General features: G+C 61.3%; 21 protein-coding genes and 1 pseudogene. 11 read left to right on the top strand and 11 right to left on the bottom strand.

Annotated features, from left to right (window positions below; all coding sequences use genetic code 11):
* The first annotated feature begins 10 nt into the window (after positions 1–10).
* Positions 11–379 carry a DUF4870 domain-containing protein gene (locus HX815_RS08525; RefSeq protein WP_003213278.1) on the top strand — a complete coding sequence of 123 codons (369 nt, stop codon included), beginning with the start codon at positions 11–13 and terminating at the stop codon, positions 377–379.
* Positions 380–437: 58 nt separating this feature from the next.
* On the opposite strand, the gene HX815_RS08520 is transcribed toward HX815_RS08525, so the two are convergent.
* Positions 438–1,217, bottom strand: a complete 780-nt coding sequence (locus tag HX815_RS08520) for an exodeoxyribonuclease III (protein WP_003176915.1) — start codon at positions 1,215–1,217, stop codon at positions 438–440.
* A gap of 82 nt (positions 1,218–1,299) precedes the next feature.
* On the opposite strand from HX815_RS08520, the gene pyrE reads away from it, so the two are divergent.
* On the top strand, positions 1,300–1,944 hold the full coding sequence (gene pyrE, locus HX815_RS08515) for an orotate phosphoribosyltransferase (protein WP_003213276.1): 645 nt from the start codon (positions 1,300–1,302) through the stop codon (positions 1,942–1,944).
* A gap of 168 nt (positions 1,945–2,112) precedes the next feature.
* Here the strand turns inward: pyrE and argB are convergent, their stop codons facing one another.
* From argB to coaBC, 4 genes and pseudogenes are all read right to left on the bottom strand, one after another.
* On the bottom strand, positions 2,113–3,018 hold the full coding sequence (argB, locus tag HX815_RS08510) for an acetylglutamate kinase (RefSeq protein WP_003213275.1): 906 nt from the start codon (positions 3,016–3,018) through the stop codon (positions 2,113–2,115).
* Between the two features lie 19 nt (positions 3,019–3,037).
* A pseudogene (locus tag HX815_RS08505) lies at positions 3,038–4,459 on the bottom strand (phosphomannomutase/phosphoglucomutase); the annotation flags it as partial.
* 252 nt (positions 4,460–4,711) lie between these two features.
* The gene (dut, locus tag HX815_RS08500) at positions 4,712–5,167 is read right to left on the bottom strand and encodes a dUTP diphosphatase (RefSeq protein ID WP_003213270.1); all 456 of its coding nucleotides are present in this window, start codon (positions 5,165–5,167) and stop codon (positions 4,712–4,714) included.
* A 5-nt stretch (positions 5,168–5,172) separates the two neighbouring features.
* On the bottom strand, positions 5,173–6,381 hold the full coding sequence (gene coaBC, locus HX815_RS08495) for a bifunctional phosphopantothenoylcysteine decarboxylase/phosphopantothenate--cysteine ligase CoaBC (protein ID WP_003213269.1): 1,209 nt from the start codon (positions 6,379–6,381) through the stop codon (positions 5,173–5,175).
* A 130-nt stretch (positions 6,382–6,511) separates the two neighbouring features.
* Here coaBC and radC point away from each other — a divergent pair, with 130 nt between their 5' ends.
* Positions 6,512–7,186 carry a DNA repair protein RadC gene (gene radC / locus HX815_RS08490; protein WP_087693709.1) on the top strand — a complete coding sequence of 225 codons (675 nt, stop codon included), beginning with the start codon at positions 6,512–6,514 and terminating at the stop codon, positions 7,184–7,186.
* 28 nt (positions 7,187–7,214) lie between these two features.
* Here the strand turns inward: radC and HX815_RS08485 are convergent, their stop codons facing one another.
* Entirely contained in the window at positions 7,215–8,807 is a 1,593-nt protein-coding gene (locus tag HX815_RS08485) for an ABC transporter substrate-binding protein (protein ID WP_008439424.1), read from the bottom strand.
* Between the two features lie 458 nt (positions 8,808–9,265).
* On the opposite strand from HX815_RS08485, the gene rpmB reads away from it, so the two are divergent.
* Together rpmB and rpmG are read left to right on the top strand one after the other, a co-directional pair.
* Entirely contained in the window at positions 9,266–9,499 is a 234-nt protein-coding gene (gene rpmB, locus HX815_RS08480; RefSeq protein WP_003213263.1) for a 50S ribosomal protein L28, read from the top strand.
* 11 nt (positions 9,500–9,510) lie between these two features.
* On the top strand, positions 9,511–9,666 hold the full coding sequence (gene rpmG, locus HX815_RS08475; protein WP_003176906.1) for a 50S ribosomal protein L33: 156 nt from the start codon (positions 9,511–9,513) through the stop codon (positions 9,664–9,666).
* 70 nt (positions 9,667–9,736) lie between these two features.
* Here rpmG and HX815_RS08470 read toward each other — a convergent pair whose 3' ends face one another.
* A complete protein-coding gene (locus HX815_RS08470) occupies positions 9,737–10,099 on the bottom strand; it encodes a cupin domain-containing protein (protein WP_003213261.1) in 363 nt (120 codons plus the stop codon).
* 230 nt (positions 10,100–10,329) lie between these two features.
* On the opposite strand from HX815_RS08470, the gene HX815_RS08465 reads away from it, so the two are divergent.
* On the top strand, positions 10,330–11,823 hold the full coding sequence (locus HX815_RS08465; RefSeq protein WP_003213259.1) for an aldehyde dehydrogenase: 1,494 nt from the start codon (positions 10,330–10,332) through the stop codon (positions 11,821–11,823).
* 156 nt (positions 11,824–11,979) lie between these two features.
* Positions 11,980–13,122, top strand: a complete 1,143-nt coding sequence (locus HX815_RS08460) for an MFS transporter (RefSeq protein ID WP_177028059.1) — start codon at positions 11,980–11,982, stop codon at positions 13,120–13,122.
* 124 nt (positions 13,123–13,246) lie between these two features.
* Here the strand turns inward: HX815_RS08460 and HX815_RS08455 are convergent, their stop codons facing one another.
* Both HX815_RS08455 and HX815_RS08450 read right to left on the bottom strand, forming a co-directional pair.
* Positions 13,247–14,809, bottom strand: a complete 1,563-nt coding sequence (locus HX815_RS08455) for a phospholipase D family protein (protein WP_003208738.1) — start codon at positions 14,807–14,809, stop codon at positions 13,247–13,249.
* Between the two features lie 62 nt (positions 14,810–14,871).
* Positions 14,872–16,296 (bottom strand): PLP-dependent aminotransferase family protein, encoded by a 1,425-nt coding sequence (locus tag HX815_RS08450; RefSeq protein WP_008439421.1) that lies wholly within the window; start codon positions 16,294–16,296, stop codon positions 14,872–14,874.
* A 165-nt stretch (positions 16,297–16,461) separates the two neighbouring features.
* Here HX815_RS08450 and HX815_RS08445 point away from each other — a divergent pair, with 165 nt between their 5' ends.
* A complete protein-coding gene (locus HX815_RS08445; protein ID WP_023659297.1) occupies positions 16,462–16,698 on the top strand; it encodes a DUF1127 domain-containing protein in 237 nt (78 codons plus the stop codon).
* Position 16,699: 1 nt separating this feature from the next.
* On the opposite strand, the gene HX815_RS08440 is transcribed toward HX815_RS08445, so the two are convergent.
* Entirely contained in the window at positions 16,700–17,992 is a 1,293-nt protein-coding gene (locus tag HX815_RS08440; RefSeq protein ID WP_177028058.1) for an FAD-binding oxidoreductase, read from the bottom strand.
* A 115-nt stretch (positions 17,993–18,107) separates the two neighbouring features.
* Here HX815_RS08440 and HX815_RS08435 point away from each other — a divergent pair, with 115 nt between their 5' ends.
* Positions 18,108–18,461: a YkgJ family cysteine cluster protein gene (locus HX815_RS08435; protein WP_177028057.1), complete on the top strand. Its 354-nt coding sequence runs from the start codon at positions 18,108–18,110 to the stop codon at positions 18,459–18,461.
* Between the two features lie 46 nt (positions 18,462–18,507).
* Here HX815_RS08435 and HX815_RS08430 read toward each other — a convergent pair whose 3' ends face one another.
* The gene (locus HX815_RS08430) at positions 18,508–18,996 is read right to left on the bottom strand and encodes an Lrp/AsnC ligand binding domain-containing protein (protein ID WP_003206849.1); all 489 of its coding nucleotides are present in this window, start codon (positions 18,994–18,996) and stop codon (positions 18,508–18,510) included.
* Positions 18,997–19,152: 156 nt separating this feature from the next.
* On the opposite strand from HX815_RS08430, the gene dadA reads away from it, so the two are divergent.
* Both dadA and HX815_RS08420 read left to right on the top strand, forming a co-directional pair.
* A complete protein-coding gene (gene dadA, locus HX815_RS08425) occupies positions 19,153–20,454 on the top strand; it encodes a D-amino acid dehydrogenase (protein WP_003208750.1) in 1,302 nt (433 codons plus the stop codon).
* Positions 20,426–20,779 (top strand): RidA family protein, encoded by a 354-nt coding sequence (locus HX815_RS08420; protein ID WP_003208752.1) that lies wholly within the window; start codon positions 20,426–20,428, stop codon positions 20,777–20,779. The genes dadA and HX815_RS08420 overlap by 29 nt, the downstream gene beginning before the upstream one ends.
* The last annotated feature ends 8 nt before the right edge of the window (positions 20,780–20,787 follow it).

Below are 20,787 nucleotides of genomic sequence, written 5' to 3'. Positions count from 1 at the left end.
GAGCGACGCCATGAGTGACAGCCAACTTCCACTGCCGACACCGTCCAAGGAAGTTCGCCAGTGGGCGATGCTCTGTCATTTTGCGGCGTTCTTCGGGCTGATGTTCCCGTTCGGCAGCCTGCTGGGGCCCTTGATTCTCTGGCAGGTGAAGAAGGATGCAGACCCGTTCATTGATGACCAGGGCAAGGAAGCGCTGAATTTCCAGATCACCGTGGGCATTGCCTGGGCGGTCTGCTTCCTGCTGGGTTTTATCGTGATCGGCTTCGTGTTGATGACCGTGCTGGTGATCGGCGCGGTGGTGATGACGATCATTGCGGGCATCAAGGCCAACAAGGGCGTGGCTTATCGTTATCCGTGGACATTGCGGTTGATCAAATAACCACCGCCCACAAAAAAACCGACAGCGATGTCGGTTTTTTTGTGCCTGGAAAAAGACCTTAGATGGTCAAGGTCCAGTCGTAGTCCACGATCAGCGGCGCGTGCTGCGAGAAGCGCGGCTGGCGTGGCAGACGTGCGCTGCGCACGAAGCGACGCAAGCCTGGCGTCAGCAGCTGGTAGTCAAAACGCCAGCCGAGGTTGAGCATCTCGGCCTGTTCGTTATCCGGCCACCAGCTGTACTGGTCGCCTTCGCGGCTGACTTCCCGCAGGGCATCGACATAGCCCATGTTGCCGACAATCTCGTCCATCCAGGCCCGTTCCGGCGCCAGGAAGCCCGGGGATTGCTGGCTGTCGCGCCAGTTCTTGATATCCAGCTTCTGTTGCGCCACGTACAGCGAGCCACAGTAAATGTACTCGCGACGTTTGCGCCGCTGTTTATCCAGATAACGGGCGAAGTCGTCCATTAGCTTGAACTTCTGGTTCAAGTCTTCATCGCCATTCTGCCCTGATGGAAGCAGCAAGGTCGCAATGCTGACCTTATCGAAATCGGCTTGCAGGTAGCGCCCGTAGCGGTCGGCTGTCTCGAAGCCGAGGCCGCTGATGACCGCCTTGGGTTGCAACCGCGAATACAAAGCCACACCGCCTTGGGCGGGAACTTCGGCATCACAGGCATAAAGGAAGTAGCCATCCAGTTGGAAGGCTGGGTCGTCCAGTTCAAAGGCGGAGGCGCGGGTGTCCTGCAGGCAGATGACGTCGGCATTCTGGGCTTGCAGCCAACTGAGCAAACCACGCTCGACTGCAGCCTGAATACCATTGACGTTCACACTGATGATCCGCATAAATGGCCCCAAAAATCGCGTGCGTGTATGATACACGCCGTCTACCTAATTAGCTAAATCCGTGGTATCTGAGGCTTTTTTCATGCAGGCGTATCAACGCGATTTTATTCGTTTTGCCATCGATCGCGGCGTATTGCGCTTCGGTGAGTTCACTTTGAAGTCCGGGCGCACCAGCCCTTACTTCTTCAATGCCGGCCTTTTCAACTCGGGTTCTGCCCTGGCGCAGCTGGGTCGTTTCTATGCGGCCGCCATCGTTGAAAGCGGTATTTCCTTCGACGTGCTGTTCGGTCCTGCCTACAAAGGCATCCCCCTGGCGGCCGCGACCGCCGTGGCGTTGGCTGAACATCACGAGCTGGATCTGCCTTGGTGCTTCAACCGCAAGGAAGCCAAGGCCCACGGCGAAGGCGGCAGCCTGGTGGGTGCGCCGCTCAAGGGCGACGTGCTGATCATCGACGACGTGATCACTGCCGGTACGGCGATTCGCGAAGTGATGCAGATCATCGCTTCACAGGACGGCGCCAAGGCGGCCGGCGTGTTGATCGCGCTGAACCGCCAGGAGCGCGGCAACGGTGAATTGTCGGCGATCCAGGAAGTGGAACGTGATTTCGCGATTCCGGTGGTGAGCATCGTGTCCCTGAACCAGGTGTTGCAGTTCCTGGAAGATGACCCGCAGCTCAAGCAGCATTTGCCGGCGGTCAAGGCTTATCGCGAGCAATTCGGCGTTTAGAAGATCCATGTGGGAGCGGGATTGCTCGCGAATACGGCTTGTCAGTTGATATATGTGTCGACTGACCCGCCGCTTTCGCGAGCAAGCCCGCTCCCACATTTTTAGACCGAGTACATAGAAAAGGCCCCGTTCAATCGAATTGAACGGGGCCTTTTTGTTTACCAGCGCTTAGGGGCGCTTGCGGTTGCTGATCAGGGTACCCACACCGGTATCGGTGAAGATTTCCAGCAGGATCGCATTCGGCACCCGGCCATCCAGGATCAACGAGCTGCCAACGCCGCCTTGCACCGCTTCCAGCGCGCAGCGGATCTTCGGCAGCATGCCGCCGTAGATGGTGCCGTCGGCGATCAGGTCGTCCACTTGCTGGGTCGTCAGGCCGGTCAAGACCTTGCCTTCCTTGTCCATCAAGCCGGCGATGTTGGTGAGCAGCATCAGCTTCTCGGCCTTCAGCGCCTCGGCCACCTTGCCGGCCACCAGGTCGGCGTTGATGTTGTAGGACTCACCGTTGGCACCGACACCGATCGGCGCGATCACCGGAATGAAATCGCCTTTCACCAGCAGGTTCAGCAGGTCGGTGTTGATGCCGATCACTTCGCCCACCTGGCCGATGTCGATGATTTCCGGCTGGGTCATCTCCGGGGTCTTGCGGGTCACGGTGAGCTTCTTCGCCCGGATCAGTTCGGCGTCCTTGCCGGTCAGGCCGATGGCGCTGCCGCCGTGGCGGTTGATCAGGTTGACGATGTCTTTGTTCACCTGGCCGCCCAGGACCATCTCTACCACGTCCATGGTCTGGGCGTCGGTCACACGCATGCCGTCGATGAAGTGACTCTCGATGGACAGGCGCTTGAGCAGGTCACCGATTTGCGGGCCGCCACCGTGCACCACCACCGGGTTGATCCCGACGGCTTTCATCAACACGATGTCGCGGGCAAAGCCGGTTTTCAGCTCGTCGCTTTCCATGGCATTGCCGCCGTACTTGATCACCAGCGTCTTGCCGACGTAGCGTCGAATGTAAGGCAACGCTTCGGAAAGGACCTTGGCGGTATTGGCGGCGGCTTCGCGTTCGAGGGTCATTCAGGGCTCCGGTAAAAAATCAGAACGGTAATTGGAGATCAGGGGCAACACGTTTCAACTGGGCGTGGAACACGTCCTTGATGCGCTGCAACTCAGCCTCGGTATCCGCCTCGAAACGCAGCACCAGCACCGGTGTGGTGTTGGATGCGCGAACCAGGCCCCAGCCTTTGGCGTAATCGACTCGCACACCATCAATGCTGGTCAGGTCGGCGCCTTCGCCCCATTGCGCATCGTGCAGTGCGTCAATGATGCTGAATTTGCTCTCCTCGGTCACATGGATATTGATCTCTGGCGTAGAAATATCATTCGGGAAGGTCTGGAACAGCTCCTGCGCGGTCGATTTTTCCTTGCTGAGGATCTCCAGCAGACGAGCGGCGCTGTAAATGCCGTCGTCAAAGCCGAACCAGCGCTCCTTGAAGAACACATGGCCGCTCATTTCGCCGGCCAACAGCGCGCCGGTTTCTTTCATTTTCTTTTTGATCAACGAGTGGCCAGTCTTCCACATTAGCGGGCGACCGCCGTATTCCTTGATCAGCGGTGTGAGGCGGCGGGTGCACTTCACGTCGAAGATAATTTCGGCACCTGGGTTGCGCGCAACCACGTCGCGGGCAAACAGCATCAGCAGGCGGTCCGCAAACACGTTTTCGCCGGTGTCCGTCACCACGCCAACGCGGTCGCCGTCACCGTCGAAGGCCAGGCCGACGTCAGCCCCGGTCTCCTTGACCTTGGCGATCAGGTCTACCAGGTTCTCGGGCTTGCCTGGATCCGGGTGATGGTTCGGGAAGTTGCCGTCGACGTCACAGAACAGCGGGATCACTTCGCAGTTCAGGGCTTCGAGCAGTTGCGGGGCGATCACGCCGGCCGCGCCATTGCCGCAGTCCACCACCACTTTGAGGCGGCGCGCGAGTTTGACGTCGCCGGTGATTTGGTCAGAGTAGCGCTGCAGGATGTCGACTTTGGTGACGCTGCCTTCGCCGCTTGTCAGGTCGTTGGTCTTCAGGCGGGTGTGCAGGGCCTGGATCTGTTCGTTGGCGAGGGTATCGCCAGCGATGACGATCTTGAAGCCGTTGTAGTCCGACGGGTTATGGCTGCCGGTGAGCATCACGCCCGACTTGCCGGCCAGTACGTTGGCTGCGTAGTACAGCGCAGGCGTCGGCACCAGGCCCACGTCGCTGACGTGGCAGCCGCTGTCGGCCAGGCCCTGGATCAGTTGCTCGACGAGTTCGGGGCCGGACAGGCGGCCATCACGGCCTACGGAAACGTTGGGCTCGCCCTGTGCCAGGCTCTGGGAGCCAATGGCGCGGCCGATCCAGTAGGCGGTCTCGGCGGTCAGGGTCTTGGGGACCACGCCACGAATGTCATAGGCGCGGAAAATGCTGTCGGGAAATGTCGGGGCGACTCGGGCTGGGTTGCTCATTGCGGGGGGGAACTCCATCGATAAGGGGCTGGGCTGGCCTCAAGGGTGCTGACCGGCAGGCTCAAACTGAAGGGTAAGACGGCGTTTTTGGCATAGAGTTCGTGGTGCAAAAGTGCCATCGGCGCCGAAGCTCCGCCCTTTTGCCCCCTTAATGCCCTGATTTCACTGGGGAAACCTTGCTGGTAAGTTCCGCGCATTCTTCATCCTGAAAGGCCATGCGTTGGCATCAGGCCGGGTGAGGCACCCGGCTTGTTCGGCTAAGTCAATTCAGCTTAGTCAGTGGCTGCCGGAATGCCCGAAGCCACCTGCGCCGCGTTGTGTTTCGTCGAACTCTTCGACCAGCTCGAAGTGCGCCTGCACCACCGGTACCAGCACGAGTTGGGCAATGCGCTCGCCGACGGCGATATTGAACGCGGTCTGGCCACGGTTCCAGCAGGACACCATCAACTCGCCCTGGTAGTCCGAGTCGATCAGCCCCACCAGGTTGCCGAGGACGATGCCGTGTTTGTGGCCCAGGCCGGAGCGCGGCAGGATCAGCGCCGCCAGGCCCGGGTCGCCCACGTAGATCGACAGGCCGGTCGGAATCAGAATGGTCTGGCCTGGCTCAAGCACGGTGTCCTGCTTGAGCATGGCGCGCAGGTCGAGGCCGGCGGAGCCTGGTGTGGCGTAGGCCGGCAGCGGGAATTCGTTGCCGATGCGGGGGTCGAGGATCTTGGCTTGCAAAGCGTGCATGGAAATTAAACCTGGTTCAGCCGTTGGGCGATAAAAGAGATCAGTTGGCGGGCAATCTTGCCCTTGCTGGTCTGGGCGAAAACGGTAGCGTGCAACTCGCGGTCGATCACGCTGATGGCATTTTCCTCGCTGTTGAAGCCGATGCTCGGGTTGGCGACATCGTTGGCGACAATCAGGTCGAGGTTTTTGTCTTTCAATTTGCGTGCGGCATAGTCCAGCAAATGCTCGGTTTCGGCGGCAAAACCGACGCTGAACGGGCGGTCCTCACGGGTGGCGATGGTCGCCAGGATGTCCGGGTTACGGACCATTTGCAGGAGCAGGCCGTCGCCGCTTGTAGGGTCTTTCTTGAGTTTCTGCGGTGCAACCACCTCGGGGCGGTAGTCCGCTACCGCAGCCGAAGCGATGAACAGGTCGCAGGGAATCGCCGCTTCACAGGCCGCCAGCATGTCGCGGGCGCTGACTACGTCGATTCGGGTGACGCGATCCGGGGTCGGCAGATGCACCGGGCCGGTGATCAACGTCACACGGGCGCCTGCCTCGACCGCCGCTTCCGCCAGGGCAAAGCCCATTTTTCCTGAGCTATGGTTGGTGATGTAGCGCACCGGGTCGATGTTTTCCTGGGTCGGGCCGGCGGTGATCAGCACGTGCTTGCCGGTCAGGGCCAGGTGCTGGAAGCAGTCGGCGGCGCATTGGGCCAGGTCGGTGGCTTCGAGCATGCGGCCCATGCCCACGTCGCCGCAGGCCTGGCTGCCGGAGGCCGGGCCGAAAACCTTGAGGCCGCGGCTTTGCAGGAGTTGGGTGTTGGCCTGGGTGGCCGGGTCGCGCCACATGGCCTGGTTCATGGCCGGGGCGATCGCGACGGTGGCGTCGGTGGCCAGTACCAGGGTGGTCAGCAGGTCGTCGGCAATGCCTTGGGCCAGGCGGGCGATCAGGTCGGCGGTGGCCGGGGCGATCAGCACCAGGTCGGCCCACTTGGCCAGCTCGATGTGGCCCATGGCGGCTTCGGCCGCAGGGTCCAGCAGGTCGAGGTGCACCGGGTGGCCGGACAAGGCCTGCATGGTCAACGGGGTGATGAATTCACTGCCGCCACGGGTCATGACCACGCGCACTTCGGCGCCTTGGTCGAGAAGCCTGCGAACCAGCTCTGCGCTCTTGTAGGCGGCAATGCCGCCGCCGACGCCGAGAACGATGCGTTTCCGATACAGACGCTGCATTGGCTTGCCTTTCCAGTTCAGTGATGGCGTTGCGATGCCCCCTCCCCAGGTGAAATCGCACGCAAAAAGATGGCCTAAGATACCACAGCGTCCGCCATGCAACAGCGGCGCACATGCACACGGAGGTGCCATGAGTATTCGCGATTGGCCTGCGGCAGAGCGTCCGCGGGAGAAGCTGTTGGAGCTGGGAGCGGAGAACCTTTCCGACGCGGAATTGCTGGCGATTTTCCTGCGCACCGGGGTGTCAGGCAAAAGTGCCGTGGACCTGGCGCGCCATCTGCTGGCGCAATTTGGCAGCCTTCGGGCGCTGATGGAGGCGAGGCAGCCGGTGTTCAGCCAGCATTTGGGGTTGGGGCCGGCGAAGTTCGCCCAGCTTCAAGCCGTACTGGAGATGGCGCGCCGTCATTTGGCTGAACGCCTGCGCAACGATTCGGTGCTGGAAAGCCCGGAGGCCGTGCGCGACTACCTCAAGGCACTGCTGCGCCACGAGCCTCACGAGATATTCGGCTGCCTGTTTCTCGACGCCAAGCATCGAGTGCTGGGTTTCGAAAAGCTGTTTCAAGGCACCATCGACAACGCCATCGTCTACCCGCGACAAGTGGTGAAGCGCGCGCTGGACTACAACGCCGCGGCGCTGATCCTGTGCCACAACCATCCTTCCGGCAGCCCCGAGCCCAGCATCGCTGATCGAAAATTGACCAAGGTGCTGCAAAAGGCGCTGGAGATGGTGGACGTGCGTGTGCTGGACCACATCATTGTGGGGGAGGGTGACCCGCTGTCGATGGCGGAATTTGGGTGGATGTAGGGGCTGGCATGCCAGCCCCTGGCAGGGGTCAGGGCTTGACGCTGACCTTGGAGTAATCCTGGCGCCCGAACGGGCTCACCTGATACCCCTCGACATTCTTGCGGGTCAGCGCAAACGCGGTCGGGTGCGCCAGTGGCAGCCAGAGCGCCTGTTGCTGGATCTGCGCCTGGGCCTGCTGGTACAGCTTGCTGCGCACGCCTTGTTCGCTGGTGGTCTTGCCGGCGCTGATCAGCTTGTCCAGCGCCGGGTCGCAGTAGCGGGCAAAGTTGGTGCCGGACTTCACGGCCGCGCAGGAGAACTGCGGCGTCAGGAAGTTATCCGGGTCGCCGTTGTCACCGGCCCAGCCCATGAACAGCAAGTCGTGCTCGCCGGCCTTGGCGCGGCGGATCAGTTCGCCCCACTCGATCACACGGATTTCAGCCTGGATGCCGACCTTGGCCAGGTCCGCCTGCAGCAGTTGTGCGCCCAGGCTGGGGTTGGGGTTCAGCAGGCTGCCCGACGGCCGGGTCCAGATCGTGGTCTTGAAGCCATCCTTGAGCCCGGCGCGATCCAGCAGTTGCTTGGCCTTGGCAATGTCCTGCGGATAGCCCGGCAGGTCCTTGGCATAGCTCCAGGTATTGGGTGGGTAAGGGCCGTTGGCGGCTTCGGCGGTGCCTTCGAATACGGCCTTCAGATAGCTGGCCTTGTCGAAGGCCAGGTTGATCGCCTGGCGAACTTCCGGCTTGTCCAGTGGCGGATGCTGGCTGTTGATGGCGACAAACGCGGTCATGAAGGCCGCGGTTTTCTCGATCTTCAGATCGGCGTCTTTCTGGGCGGCATCGATATCCAGGGGCTTGGGCGACAAGGCGATCTGGCACTCGTCGCGACGCAGTCTCTGCAGGCGCACGTTGGCGTCCGGGGTGATCGCAAAGATCAGGTTATCCACCGCAGGCTTGCCGGCGAAGTAATCCGGGTTGGCCTTGTAGCGAATCGTCGCGTCCTTCTGGAAGCGCCCGAAAATGAACGGCCCGGTGCCGATAGGCTGGCTGTTGAGCTTCTCCGGGGTGCCGGCCTTGAGCAGTTTGTCGGCATATTCCGCCGGGTAGATCGAGGCAAAGCCCATGCTCAAGGCGGCGAGGAAGGTCGAATCGGCGTGGTCCAGGGTGAAGCGCACGGTCAGCGGGTCGAGGGCGTCGATCTTCTTGATCAGCGTGGGCAACTGCAGCGACTGGGCGTGGGGGAAGCCGCTCTGGGCGATCTTGTGCCAGGGGTTGGCCGGGTCGAGCATGCGCTCGAAGCTGAAGCGCACGTCTTCGGCGGTCAGGCTGCGGCTTGGCGTGAAGTAGTCAGTGCGGTGGAATTTAACGTCCGGGTGCAGCTTGAAGGTGTAGGTGAGGCCATCCGGCGACACTTCCCAGCTGTCCGCGAGGCTCGGGACCAGCTTGCCGCTAGTGGCGTCGAAGTCCACCAGGCGGTTCATCAATACGTCTGCCGAAGCGTTGGTGGTAGTCAGCGAGTTGTATTGCACCACGTCGAAGCCTTCGGGGCTGGCTTCGGTGCAGACGCTCAGGGTAGTGGCCGCCTGGGCGTGTGCAGCAATAAAAAGAGGGGCTAGCAATAGCGGTAGGGCAGCGAGGCGCATATTCGGTTTCCTTTGCAGATCGAAGGCCCATCTGCGAGTGCAGTCTGGAAAAGTCCTACCGTAGTGGGCTGATTGACAAATGACTAGCCCATTTTTGCCTGTGCTTTTGCCGCAAATACTGTTTTGATGGCGCCTCAGGTCGTTTTGCCGAGCACTTTGCAGTGCGCGCGGGCGCTGTAAATCATTCTGTGCGACGAGCGGTTAGCTTCTATAGCGGCCCACCCTGGCAACGGTTCAGGCGTCCATGGCCTGGATTTACGCGTATAAAAGTACACGGCCTGTTGTTGCACTGGGGTCTTTCTGGTATAAAGCAGCGCTCTTTTCTAGGGGCCCGGTTCCTTCGCTAGTAGGTGTAGCCGGTAAGACCCTAAAGAAACGCGGCGCCTGGCGCCAAATGACTGAGAGATTAAGCGGCCAACCCATGCCGGGTTGGGCATGTGGTTTTAGAGGGCTGAGGCATGTCGAGAGTCTGTCAAGTTACCGGTAAGGGTCCGGTGACTGGGAATAACATTTCCCACGCAAACAACAAAACCCGTCGTCGTTTCCTGCCAAACCTGCAGCATCACCGCTTTTGGGTTGAAGAAGAGAAACGTTTTGTTCGTCTGCGCGTATCTGCCAAAGGCATGCGTGTTATCGACAAGCGCGGCATCACTGTCGTGCTGGCCGAACTGCGCCGCGACGGCAAAATCTAAGGAGCTAAATCATGCGTGAATTGATTCGAATGATCTCTAGCGCCGGTACTGGTCACTTCTACACTACCGACAAGAACAAGCGTACTACCCCGGACAAGCTCGAAAAGAAAATGTTCGACCCGCGCGTTCGCAAGCACGTGATCTACAAAGAAGGCAAAATCAAGTAATTGGTTTTCTTTCTTGTGAAAAAAAGCCCGTATCTCACGATGCGGGCTTTTTTTTGTGCCTGATAAATGATCAGGCCTTTTCTTCGAACACCACGTAGATCTTGCGGCAGGGTTCCAGCACTTCCCAGGTGCCGCTGAAGCCGGCCGGAATGACGAAGCGATCACCGGCCCGCAAGGTCTTGGCGTTGCCGTCGGCATCGCGCAACACCGAAACACCCTGCACGATCTCGCAATACTCATGCTCGGTGTAGTTGACCTTCCACTGTCCGACTTCACCTTCCCAGACCCCGGCGCTCATCTGGCCGCACGGACTGTTGTAGTGGTTGTAGACGGTTTGCTCCGGGTCGCCCTTGAGGATTTTCTCCGCAGCCGGACGGTAGCGATCAGGCTCGGTCCTGGCCTGGCTGAAGTCGACGATATTCTGGATGTTCATGGGCGTGTCCCGTCTGGCCTGCGGTTGGAGAGCTCAAAGTCTATGTTTATTAAAATGAACATCGCAAGGGCGTTTGCTGCCGTTATGTCAAATATATTGAAACATCCATCGCCGCTGGTTTAGGGTGGCAGCTGCCTTGAGCCGAACAGCTGGCTGGCCGGGCAAGAATTCTTCGAAGGTGCCTGGGTACATCGCCCGGCCCTTGTATTCAATAAGAGGAGGACACTCGCATGACCACCCTGACCCGTGCCGACTGGGAACAACGCGCCAAGGATCTGAAGATCGAAGGCCGCGCCTACATCAATGGCGAATACACCGCCGCCGTTTCCGGCGACACGTTCGAATGCCTGAGCCCAGTCGATGGCCGCCTGCTGGCAACCGTTGCCAGCTGTGACGTTGCCGACGCCCAGCGTGCCGTAGAAAACGCCCGTGCCACGTTCAATTCCGGTGCCTGGTCGCGCCTGGCGCCAGCCAAGCGCAAAGCCACCATGATCCGTTTCGCCGGCCTGCTCAAGGCCAACGCCGAAGAGCTGGCACTGCTTGAAACCCTGGACATGGGCAAGCCGATCAGCGACTCCCTGAACATCGACGTCCCGGGCGCGGCGCAAGCGCTGAGCTGGAGCGGCGAGGCCATCGACAAGATCTACGATGAAGTCGCAGCCACCCCTCACGACCAGCTGGGCCTGGTGACCCGTGAGCCCGTCGGCGTTGTCGCGGCCATCGTGCCGTGGAACTTCCCGCTGATGATGGCCTGCTGGAAACTCGGGCCGGCGTTGTCCACCGGTAACTCGGTGATCCTCAAGCCATCTGAAAAATCACCGCTGACTGCCATCCGCATCGCTGCCCTCGCGGTTGAAGCCGGCATCCCGAAAGGCGTGTTCAACGTGCTGCCGGGTTATGGCCACACCGTGGGTAACGCCCTGGCGCTGCACATGGACGTCGACACCCTGGTGTTCACCGGTTCCACCAAGATCGCCAAGCAACTGCTGATTCGCTCCGGCGAGTCGAACATGAAGCGCGTCTGGCTGGAAGCTGGCGGCAAGAGCCCGAACATCGTGTTTGCCGATGCCCCGGACCTGCAAGCCGCCGCCGAATCCGCGGCTGGCGCCATCGCCTTCAACCAGGGCGAAGTGTGCACCGCCGGTTCGCGCCTGCTGGTGGAGCGTTCGATCAAGGATAAATTCCTGCCGCTGGTGATCGAGGCCCTCAAGGCCTGGAAGCCGGGCAACCCGCTGGACCCGGCCACCACGGTCGGTGCGCTGGTGGACACCCAGCAGATGAACACCGTGCTGTCGTACATCGAAGCCGGGCATGCCGATGGCGCCAAGCTGGTGGCCGGCGGCAAGCGCACGCTGCAGGAAAGCGGTGGCACCTATGTCGAGCCAACGATTTTCGACGGCGTGACCAACGCCATGAAGATCGCCCAGGAAGAAATCTTCGGCCCGGTGCTGTCGGTGATTGCCTTCGACAGCGTGGAAGAAGCCATTGCGATCGCCAACGACACCCAATACGGCCTGGCCGCTGCGGTGTGGACGTCGAACATCTCCAAGGCACACCTGACCGCCAAGGCACTGCGTGCCGGCAGCGTGTGGGTCAACCAGTACGATGGCGGCGACATGACCGCACCGTTCGGTGGTTTCAAGCAGTCGGGTAACGGCCGCGACAAGTCGCTGCACGCGTTCGACAAGTACACCGAGCTGAAGGCGACCTGGATCAAATTGTAAGCCTCCAGGAACACCGCTGTAAAAAATGTGGGAGCGGGCTTGCTCGCGAATGAGGTATCACAGTCGCTGATGTATTGACTGGTACACCGCATTCGCGAGCAAGCCCGCTCCCACACTGTTTTGTGTGATCTCCAAATCATCCACAGGAGCGTGGAAATGCGTTGGGCGACCTATTTCGCCGTGTTGGCGTCGGTCTTGAGCGTGGGCCTGGCCTTGGGCGTGAGCATGCCGCTGGTGTCCCTGCGCCTGGAAAGCTGGGGCTATGGCAGCTTCGCCATCGGAGTCATGGCGGCGATGCCGGCCTTCGGTGTGCTACTGGGTGCCAAGGTCTCCAGCGGCCTGGCCTCGCGCCTGGGCACGGCGAACCTGATGCGCCTGTGCCTGTGGGCGGGGGCGATTTCCATCGGCTTGCTGGCGGTATTGCCCAGCTACCCGGTATGGCTGGTGTTGCGGCTGATGATCGGGGTGATCCTGACCATCGTGTTTATCCTCGGCGAAAGCTGGATCAACCAACTGGTGATCGAACGCTGGCGCGGCCGTCTGGTGGCGCTGTATGGCTGCAGCTATGCCTTGAGCCAGCTGTCGGGCCCGTTGCTGCTGGGCGCGCTGGGTACGGACAACGATATTGGCTTCTGGGTGGGTGTCGGCCTGCTGACGTGCTCGCCGATCCTGCTGCTGGGCCGTTCCGGTGCGCCGACTGCCGAGTCTTTCAGCGTGACCTTTGGCGACCTGCTGCGCTTCTGCCAGGGATTGCCGGCGATTGCCTGGGCGGTGGCGTTGTTCGCCGCATTCGAGGCGATGATTCTTACGTTGTTGCCGGTGTATTGCCTGCAACAGGGTTTCACCGCCGAGATTGCTCTGGCGATGGTCAGCACGGTGGTGGTCGGTGATGCGTTGCTGCAACTGCCGATTGGCGCGCTGGCGGACTACCTGCCTCGGCGCACGCTGTTTCTCGGCTGCGCGCTGATGCTGCTGGTGACGAGCCTGGCGATTCCGCTGTTGCTCGATACGCTGATGATCTGGCCGGTGTGGGTGCTGTTCGGGGCCAGCGCCGGCGGGTTATTCACCCTGTCGCTGATCCTGATTGGCGAGCGCTACCGCGACGACGCACTGGTGCGCGCCAATGCGCATATCGCGCAGCTGTGGGGCATTGGCTGCCTGATCGGCCCGCTGGTGGCCGGTGCCGGCAGCCAGTGGGTCAGCGGGCATGCGTTGCCGTTGTTGATGGCGGCGGGGGCGTTGGGGTTGGTGATCCTGTTGCTGCGCCAAGGTGCGTTCGGCGCCGCACAACCCGCCTGAACTTGAAATGCGATCACCTGTGGGAGCCGGGCTTGCCCGCGATGGCGGAGTGTCAGCACCGGATACGTAAACTGACACTCCGCCATCGCAGGCAAGCCAGCTCCCACAGGTCCCGTCGCTGTTCTTAAAGCATGCGTTCCAGCCCGACGGATGTAGCAAACCAGGCATTGAACCGGCGCCACCAACTGCCGGGTTCGCGGGTCAGGGTGTGCAGTTGGCCGTTGTCTTCGGTCACCCATACCACCTGGCCATCCTGCAGCTTCGCCTGATAGCTCAACGGGGGCGCCATGCCCTCCAGTGCCAGGTTGCGCACGTGTTCCGCCAGTTCGGGACTGTCCACCAGCACCCCGACTTCGGTGTTCCACAGCACCGAGCGCGGGTCGAAGTTGAATGAGCCGATGAAGGATTTCTCCCGATCAAAGATGATCGCCTTGCTGTGCAGGCTGGAATCCGAACCGTGGAATGTACCTTTGCGGAACAGATGAGGTCCGCTGCCGCCACCGTCTCCCGGCTGGCGACGCAACTCGTATAGCTTCACCCCGTGTTCCAGCAGCGCCTTGCGATAGGGCGCATAACCGCCGTGCACGGCCGGTACGTCGGTGGCTTCCAGGGAATTGGTCAGCAGGCTTACCGATACACCGGCGTCCGCGCGACCGGTCAGGTATACCAGGCCAGGCTGGCCTGGAACGAAGTAAGCCGAAATCATCATCAGCTCATGGCTGACACCTTCCAGCTCGGGCGCCAGTTGGGTGGTCAGCAGCAGCCGTGGATCCGGATCGGCCTTGGCCAGCACCTTGCTCGGCGCATCCCACAGCGCCTGGTTCCAGGCCCAGATCAGCTCGCGACGCCAGATGTCCATGCGCGGCTGGGTCTTGTAGGTGCGCAGGCGGTTGTACAGGGCATGGTTTTGTTGGCGAGACTCGGCAAGGGAATCTTCCAGGCGTACGCGGGCACTGGCCAGGTCGCCTTTGGAAGCGCTGCTGACGAAGTCACCAATGGGTTTGCTCAGGGCACTGTTCCAGTACTGATCGAAACTGTGGCCGAGTTGCTCGGCCACCGGGCCCACGCTGAGCATGTCGATATCGGTGAAGTTGAGGTTGGGCTCGGCGTCGAAATACTCATCCCCCAGGTTGCGCCCGCCGACGATGGCCACGCTGTTGTCTGCCAGCCACAGCTTGTTGTGCATGCGCCGGTGTTGCAGCGACAGGTCGAACAGCCGCGCCATGGCCCGCGTCACGCCGGTGCTGCGGCCCAGGTGCAGCGGGTTGAACAGGCGAATCTGGATCTGCGGGTGGGCGGCGAGGGTGGCGATGATCTGGTCCAGGCCGTCGCTGGTGGTGTCGTCCAGCAGGATGCGCACGCGCACGCCACGGTCGGCGGCCTTGAGCAGTTCATCCACGAGCATGCGGGTGCTGATGCCGTCGTGGACGATGTAGTACTGCAAGTCGAGGCTGGTCTGGGCGTTGCGGATCAGTTCGGCGCGGGCCATGAAGGCTTCGCTGCTGTTGGGCAGCAGGCGGAACCCGGAGCGGCCTTTGTAGGGTGCGGCCTGGGCCTGGATCGAGCGGCCGAAGGAAGATTCGCTGGCCGGCAGCGCCTCGCTGGGTGTGCGTGGCGCGTCGATGGTGGCGCAGCCGCCCAGGGCCAGGATGCCCAGCAGGAAAAACGGTAATAGCCGGTGGGTCATCAATGACATGGGTTCCGAATCAGGGCGATTGTCGGCATATGACGGCTATTTCCCGTAAAAGGTCAGTCCATCGCTTCGGCCAGCAACCGGATGGCGGTCGCGCCGACCTTGCGTACAGCCTCTTCAATCTGCGGCGTTGGTTTGGCAGCGTAGTTCATGCGCAGGCAGTTCCTGTACTTGCCGGAGGCGGAAAAGATACTTCCCACGGCAATCTGTACACCTTCATCCACCAGCAGCCGGTTGAGTTTCAGGGTATCGAAGCCTTCCGGCAGTTCCACCCACAGCATGAAACTGCCCTGGGGGCGGCTGGCGCGGGTGCCCGCCGGGAAATAGCGGCTGACCCAATCGAGCATCAGGTCGCGATTGCGCTGGTATTGCGTGCGCATCCGCCGCAAATGTGGCTCGAAATGTCCACCTTTCAGAAACTCGGCAATCGCGATCTGCGGCTGGGTCGCGGTGGAGCCGGTGCTGATGTATTTCATGTGCAGCACACGCTCCAGATAGCGACCGGGTGCGACCCAGCCAATCCGCAGGCCGGGTGCGAGGGTCTTCGAGAAAGAGCTGCACAGTACGACGCGGCCATCTTCGTCGAAGGACTTGATGGTGCGTGGGCGCGGGTAGCTGTAGGCCAGTTCGCCATACACGTCGTCTTCGATGATCGCCACGTCAAAGCGCTGGGCCAGGGTCAGCAGTGCGCGTTTGCGCGACTCCGGCATGATGTAGCCCAGTGGGTTGTTGCAGTTGGGGGTCAACTGTATGACTTTGATCGGCCATTGTTCCAGTGCCAGTTCCAGCGCTTCCAGGCTGATACCGGTGAGTGGGTCGGTGGGGATTTCCAGGGCTTTCATGCCCAGGCCCTTCAGGGTTTGCATGGCGCCGTGGAAGCTTGGCGAGTCGACGGCAACGATGTCGCCGGGCTCGCAAATGGCGTGGATGCTGGCAGACAGGGCCTCGTGGCAGCCGGTCGTGATCACCAGGTCCTGGGGCGTCAGTTGGCAGCCTGAATCGAGCATCAGGCGGGCAATCTGTTCACGCAGGTCCAGGTTGCCGTGGATAGTGTCGTAATACAGCCCCGGCATGTCCTGGCGCCGACTGATCCGGGCGAGGCTGCGTAGCAGGGGTTTCATGGTCGGCGACAATACATCCGGCATGCCCCGGCCCAACTGTATGGCGTCTTTGCGTGGCACCGCGCGGATCAGCTCCAGCACTTGGTCCCACTGGGAAATTTCCACCGGGCGCTGGGCCGGGCGGCCTACGGCGGGCAATGCCGGCAAGTCGCGGCCCACCGGTACGAAGTAGCCGGATTTGGGTTTGGGCATCGCCAGGCCGTTGTCTTCCAGTACGCGGTAGGCCTGCTGCACGGTGCTCAGGCTGACCCCATGCTCCACACTCAAGGCCCGAACTGACGGCAATCTGTCGCCCGGGCGATAGAAGCCCTGCTCGATGCGCGTGCCCAACAGTTCGGCGAGGTTGACGTATAGGGTCATGGCGGTGCTTCCCGGTTACCAGTACAGATAGGCCGAAAATACAGGATTCAGCGGCCGATAGGCAGTATCTGTATGGATTTAATACAGGGTGGTTGAATCTGTCATGGTTTTACGCGCCGGCTCATCCTACGTACTCATGGCAACACGTTAATGAGGGGCAGGAAAATGAGCGGTATGAGCGATGTGCGGTTGGCGTTACACAGTCAGGAACTGGAAGCCGGGCAGGAGCGGCGCATGGCGGCGCGTACCAAGGCCCCCACACTCAGTTCATGGGCGTTGTTCTGGCACCGCATGCATACGCGCAAAACCTTGCTGGAGCTGACCCCCGAGCAACTGCGAGACGTGGGCCTGAGTGCCGAGCAGGCGCGCCGGGAAGGCTTGAAGCCCTTCTGGCGCGGCTGATTCAGACCAGTTCTTTCAATCGGTGCCAGAGCATTCCCAGCGCCAGCAGCGGCGAGCGCAAATGCTTGCCGCCCGGGAAAGTGATGTGCGGCACCTTGGCAAACAGATCAAAGCGCCCGCTTTGCTGGCCGCTGATGGCTTCGCCCAACAGTTTGCCTGCCAGGTGGGTGGCGTTGAGGCCATGGCCGGCATAGGCCTGGGCGAAATACACATTGGGCTGGTCGGCCAGTCGGCCAATCTGCGGCAGGCGGTTGGCGCCAATGCCGATCATCCCGCCCCACTGGTAGTCGATTTTCACGTTGGCCAGTTGTGGGAACACCTGCAGCATTTTCGGACGCATATAGGCACCGATGTCCTTCGGATCCCGTCCGGAGTAATGGCAGGCACCGCCGAACAGCAAGCGTCGGTCGGCTGACAGCCGGAAGTAATCCACCGTCACCCGCTGGTCACACACCGCCATGTTTTGCGGCAGCAACTCGGCTGCCTGGGCTTCGCTCAAGGGCTCGGTGGCGATGATGTAGCTGCCGGCGGGCAGCACCTTGCCGCTCAGATGCGGGTTGAGGCCGTTCAAATAAGCATTGCAGCCCAGCACCAGGGTCTTGGCGCGCACATTGCCCTGGGCGGTGTGTACGTTGACCTCCGGACCGTAATCGATCCGCACCGCCTCGGAATGCTCGAACAACTGGACGCCCAACTGCTGTGCAGCGGCTGCCTCGCCGAGAGCCAGGTTCAGCGGGTGCAGGTGGCCGGAGCCCATGTCGATCATGCCGCCAACATAGCGGTTGGAACCGATCACGCTGCGCATTTCGCCCGCTTGCAGCAGGCGCACTTCGTGGCGATAACCGAGGCTTCGCAGCTCTTCGGCGTCGGCGGCCAGGTGTTCCAGGTCGCGGGGTTTGTTGGCCAGGTCGCAGTAGCCCCAGGTCAGGTCGCAGGCGATCTGCGAACGTTCGACCCGCTGGCGCACGATTTCCACGGCTTCCAGGCCCATCAATTTCATCTGGCGCACGCCCTCGGTGCCGATGACGTTGGTGAACTGATCCAGGCCATGACCGACGCCACGAATCAGTTGCCCGCCATTGCGCCCGCTGGCGCCCCAGGCAATCTTGCGGGCTTCCAGCAGGACCACGCTGAAACCCCGTTCAGCCAGTTCCAGAGCGGTGTTGAGCCCCGAAAAGCCGCCGCCGACCACGCACACATCGGCCACGATTTCACCTGTCAGCACCGGATAATCAGGCTGCGGGAAACTGCTGGCGGCGTAGTAGGAATTGGCGTGCCGGGCGCTGGCGGTCATGGGGAGCATCCCTGTTTGGAAAATTTGACGCAGGATACAGCGGTCGGGCGAAGCTGTCTCACCGGGGGCTTTTAGGGCAGAATCCACGCCTATTCGCCGTTCGGTCCCTGTGTCGATGAGTTGCAACAGTCAGAAAGTCAACGCGCTGCGCCGGCAGATTCCCTCGTTCGAGTGTGTCCCGGGTTGCCACGACTGCTGTGGGCCGGTGACCACGTCCCCCGAGGAAATGTCGCGCCTGCCGCGCAAGACCGCTGCCGAGCAGGAAGCGGCGATGGACGAACTCAACTGCGTGCACCTTGGCCTCAATGGCTGCACCGTGTACGACGAGCGCCCGCTGATTTGCCGCTTGTTCGGCACCACGCCGACCTTGCCATGCCCCAACGACCGCCGCCCGGTGGAGTTGATCCACCCACGGGTGGAAAAGCAGATTCATGCGTACATGGCGTCGACGCGTCAGGTATTGGTCTAGCGGATGTCCCCGATCAACTAGTGTGGGAGCGGGCTGTGGTGCTGTCTTAATCCGGGATCGGCAGGTTCAGGCTCTCTTTCACCTCTTCCATCACGATATAGCTCTTGGACTCCCGTACGTGGGGCAGCTTGAGCAGGATATCGCCGAGCAACTTGCGGTACGACGCCATCTCCGAAATGCGCGCCTTCACCAGGTAGTCGAAATCCCCCGACACCAGGTGGCACTCCAGCACGTGGGGCAGTTTCAGCACGGCGCGTCGGAATTCTTCAAAGGTGTCGCCGGACTTGTAGTCGAGGCTGATCTCGACAAACACCAGCAGGCTGCCCTTCAGATGCTGCGGGTTGAGCCGGGCGTTGTAGCCCATGATGATCCCTTCGCGCTCCAGGCGCCGGACCCGCTCGGTGCACGGCGTGGTCGACAGCCCGACCTTTTCCCCCAGTTCAGTAAACGAAATTCGCCCGTCGGCCTGCAGGATGCGCAGGATGTTGCGGTCGATCTTGTCCAGCTCCCGCTTGGTCTGAGTGTTGGTCCGCATAGGGGATGCTCCTCCGTGAAAAGGGTTTTTGCCGAGAATTGTCGCCAAATATAGGCAGTTATATAGTGAAATGCACTGGTGATTGCTTTTTATACTGCCCACATCTTTGTGCTGAACAACAAACGTCAGCGGTCGAGCCGTGATGAGGGAATAAAAATGCGCGTTCTGGTCTTGGGTAGCGGTGTCATTGGCGTGGCCAGTGCCTACTATTTGGCACGAGCTGGTTTTGAAGTGGTCGTGGTCGACCGTCAGCCGGCTGTGGCCATGGAGACCAGTTTCGCCAACGCCGGGCAGATCTCGCCGGGCTACGCCTCGCCATGGGCTGCGCCGGGTGTGCCGCTCAAGGCCATCAAATGGCTGCTGGAGCGCCACGCACCCCTGGCGATCAAGGCCACCGCCGATATCGATCAGTACCTGTGGATGGCGCAGATGCTGCGCAACTGCACCGCCAGCCGTTATGCGGTGAACAAGGAGCGCATGGTGCGCCTGTCCGAGTACAGCCGCGACTGCATCGACGAACTGCGCGCCGAGACCGGCATTGCCTATGAAGGCCGCACTCTGGGGACTACCCAGCTGTTCCGCACCCAGGCCCAACTGGACGGTGCCGCCAAGGACATCGCGGTATTGAAAGAGTCCGGTGTGCCTTACGAGCTGCTGGACCGCGCCGGCATTGCTCGGGTTGAACCAGCCCTGGCCAGCGTCACCGATATCCTCGCCGGTGCCCTGCGCCTGCCGAACGACCAAACCGGCGACTGTCAGATGTTTACCACCCGCCTTGCCGACATGTGCAAGCAACTGGGTGTCGAATTCCGCTTCGAGCAAGATATCCAGCGCCTGGACTACGCCGGTGACCGGATCAACGGCGTGTGGATCGACGGCAAGCTGGAAACTGCCGACCGCTACGTGCTGGCCCTCGGCAGCTACTCGCCGAAATTGCTCAAGCCGCTGGGAATCAAGGCGCCGGTGTACCCGCTCAAGGGTTACTCGATGACCGTGCCGATCACCAACCCGGCGATGGCCCCGACCTCGACCATTCTCGATGAGACCTACAAGGTCGCGATCACCCGTTTCGACAACCGTATTCGCGTCGGTGGCATGGCTGAGATAGCCGGTTTTGACCTGTCGCTGAACCCGCGTCGGCGGGAAACCCTGGAGATGATCGTCAACGACCTTTATCCTCAGGGCGGTGATTTGAGCCAGGCCAGTTTCTGGACCGGCCTGCGCCCGACCACGCCAGACGGCACGCCGATTGTCGGTGCTACCCCGTTCAAAAACCTGTTCCTGAACACCGGCCACGGCACCCTCGGTTGGACCATGGCCTGTGGCTCTGGTCGTTTGCTGGCCGATTTGATGGCGAAGAAAACCCCGCAGATCAGTGCCGAAGGCCTCGATATTTCCCGTTATGGCAACCACCAGGAGTCCGCAAAACATGTCAATCCAGCGCCAGCTCACCAATGAGCGCATGAGCCAGATCGTTGTTCACAGCGGTACCGTGTATCTGGCAGGGCAGGTCGGCGACGACATGAGTGCCGGGATTGAACAGCAGACCCGCGAAACCCTCGTCAACATCGAGCGTTTGCTGGACCTGGCCGGTACCGACAAGACCAAGCTGCTGTCGGTGACCATCTACCTGAAAGACATTGACGCCGATTTCGCCGGGATGAACGCGGTATGGGACAAGTGGCTGCCAAAAGGCGTCGCGCCGGCCCGTGCCACGGTTGAAGCGAAACTCTGCGAACCGGAAATCCTGGTGGAGCTGTCGGTTGTGGCCGCTCTGCCGTAAGCAAAAAA

Origin of the sequence: Pseudomonas sp. E6002, assembly GCF_013385565.1 — a bacterium.
In the GTDB taxonomy this organism is placed as follows: domain Bacteria; phylum Pseudomonadota; class Gammaproteobacteria; order Pseudomonadales; family Pseudomonadaceae; genus Aquipseudomonas.
Note: the sequence above shows the minus strand (reverse complement) of the source record. Positions and strands in the feature narration are given on the sequence as shown.

Excerpts from the sequence above, each read along its gene's own strand:
- HX815_RS08465 (WP_003213259.1), top strand. The coding sequence starts at position 10,330 with ATGACCACCCTGACCCGTGCCGACTGGGAACAACGCGCCAAGGATCTG.
- HX815_RS08460 (WP_177028059.1), top strand. The coding sequence starts at position 11,980 with ATGCGTTGGGCGACCTATTTCGCCGTGTTGGCGTCGGTCTTGAGCGTG.
- HX815_RS08455 (WP_003208738.1), bottom strand. The coding sequence starts at position 14,809 with ATGACCCACCGGCTATTACCGTTTTTCCTGCTGGGCATCCTGGCCCTG.
- coaBC (WP_003213269.1), bottom strand. The coding sequence starts at position 6,381 with ATGCAGCGTCTGTATCGGAAACGCATCGTTCTCGGCGTCGGCGGCGGC.
- HX815_RS08420 (WP_003208752.1), top strand. The coding sequence starts at position 20,426 with ATGTCAATCCAGCGCCAGCTCACCAATGAGCGCATGAGCCAGATCGTT.
- rpmB (WP_003213263.1), top strand. The coding sequence starts at position 9,266 with ATGTCGAGAGTCTGTCAAGTTACCGGTAAGGGTCCGGTGACTGGGAAT.
- pyrE (WP_003213276.1), top strand. The coding sequence starts at position 1,300 with ATGCAGGCGTATCAACGCGATTTTATTCGTTTTGCCATCGATCGCGGC.
- rpmG (WP_003176906.1), top strand. The coding sequence starts at position 9,511 with ATGCGTGAATTGATTCGAATGATCTCTAGCGCCGGTACTGGTCACTTC.
- argB (WP_003213275.1), bottom strand. The coding sequence starts at position 3,018 with ATGACCCTCGAACGCGAAGCCGCCGCCAATACCGCCAAGGTCCTTTCC.
- HX815_RS08450 (WP_008439421.1), bottom strand. The coding sequence starts at position 16,296 with ATGACCCTATACGTCAACCTCGCCGAACTGTTGGGCACGCGCATCGAG.
- HX815_RS08430 (WP_003206849.1), bottom strand. The coding sequence starts at position 18,996 with ATGCGGACCAACACTCAGACCAAGCGGGAGCTGGACAAGATCGACCGC.
- dadA (WP_003208750.1), top strand. The coding sequence starts at position 19,153 with ATGCGCGTTCTGGTCTTGGGTAGCGGTGTCATTGGCGTGGCCAGTGCC.
- HX815_RS08485 (WP_008439424.1), bottom strand. The coding sequence starts at position 8,807 with ATGCGCCTCGCTGCCCTACCGCTATTGCTAGCCCCTCTTTTTATTGCT.
- HX815_RS08470 (WP_003213261.1), bottom strand. The coding sequence starts at position 10,099 with ATGAACATCCAGAATATCGTCGACTTCAGCCAGGCCAGGACCGAGCCT.
- dut (WP_003213270.1), bottom strand. The coding sequence starts at position 5,167 with ATGCACGCTTTGCAAGCCAAGATCCTCGACCCCCGCATCGGCAACGAA.
- HX815_RS08435 (WP_177028057.1), top strand. The coding sequence starts at position 18,108 with ATGAGTTGCAACAGTCAGAAAGTCAACGCGCTGCGCCGGCAGATTCCC.
- HX815_RS08525 (WP_003213278.1), top strand. The coding sequence starts at position 11 with ATGAGTGACAGCCAACTTCCACTGCCGACACCGTCCAAGGAAGTTCGC.
- HX815_RS08440 (WP_177028058.1), bottom strand. The coding sequence starts at position 17,992 with ATGACCGCCAGCGCCCGGCACGCCAATTCCTACTACGCCGCCAGCAGT.
- HX815_RS08520 (WP_003176915.1), bottom strand. The coding sequence starts at position 1,217 with ATGCGGATCATCAGTGTGAACGTCAATGGTATTCAGGCTGCAGTCGAG.
- radC (WP_087693709.1), top strand. The coding sequence starts at position 6,512 with ATGAGTATTCGCGATTGGCCTGCGGCAGAGCGTCCGCGGGAGAAGCTG.
- HX815_RS08445 (WP_023659297.1), top strand. The coding sequence starts at position 16,462 with ATGAGCGGTATGAGCGATGTGCGGTTGGCGTTACACAGTCAGGAACTG.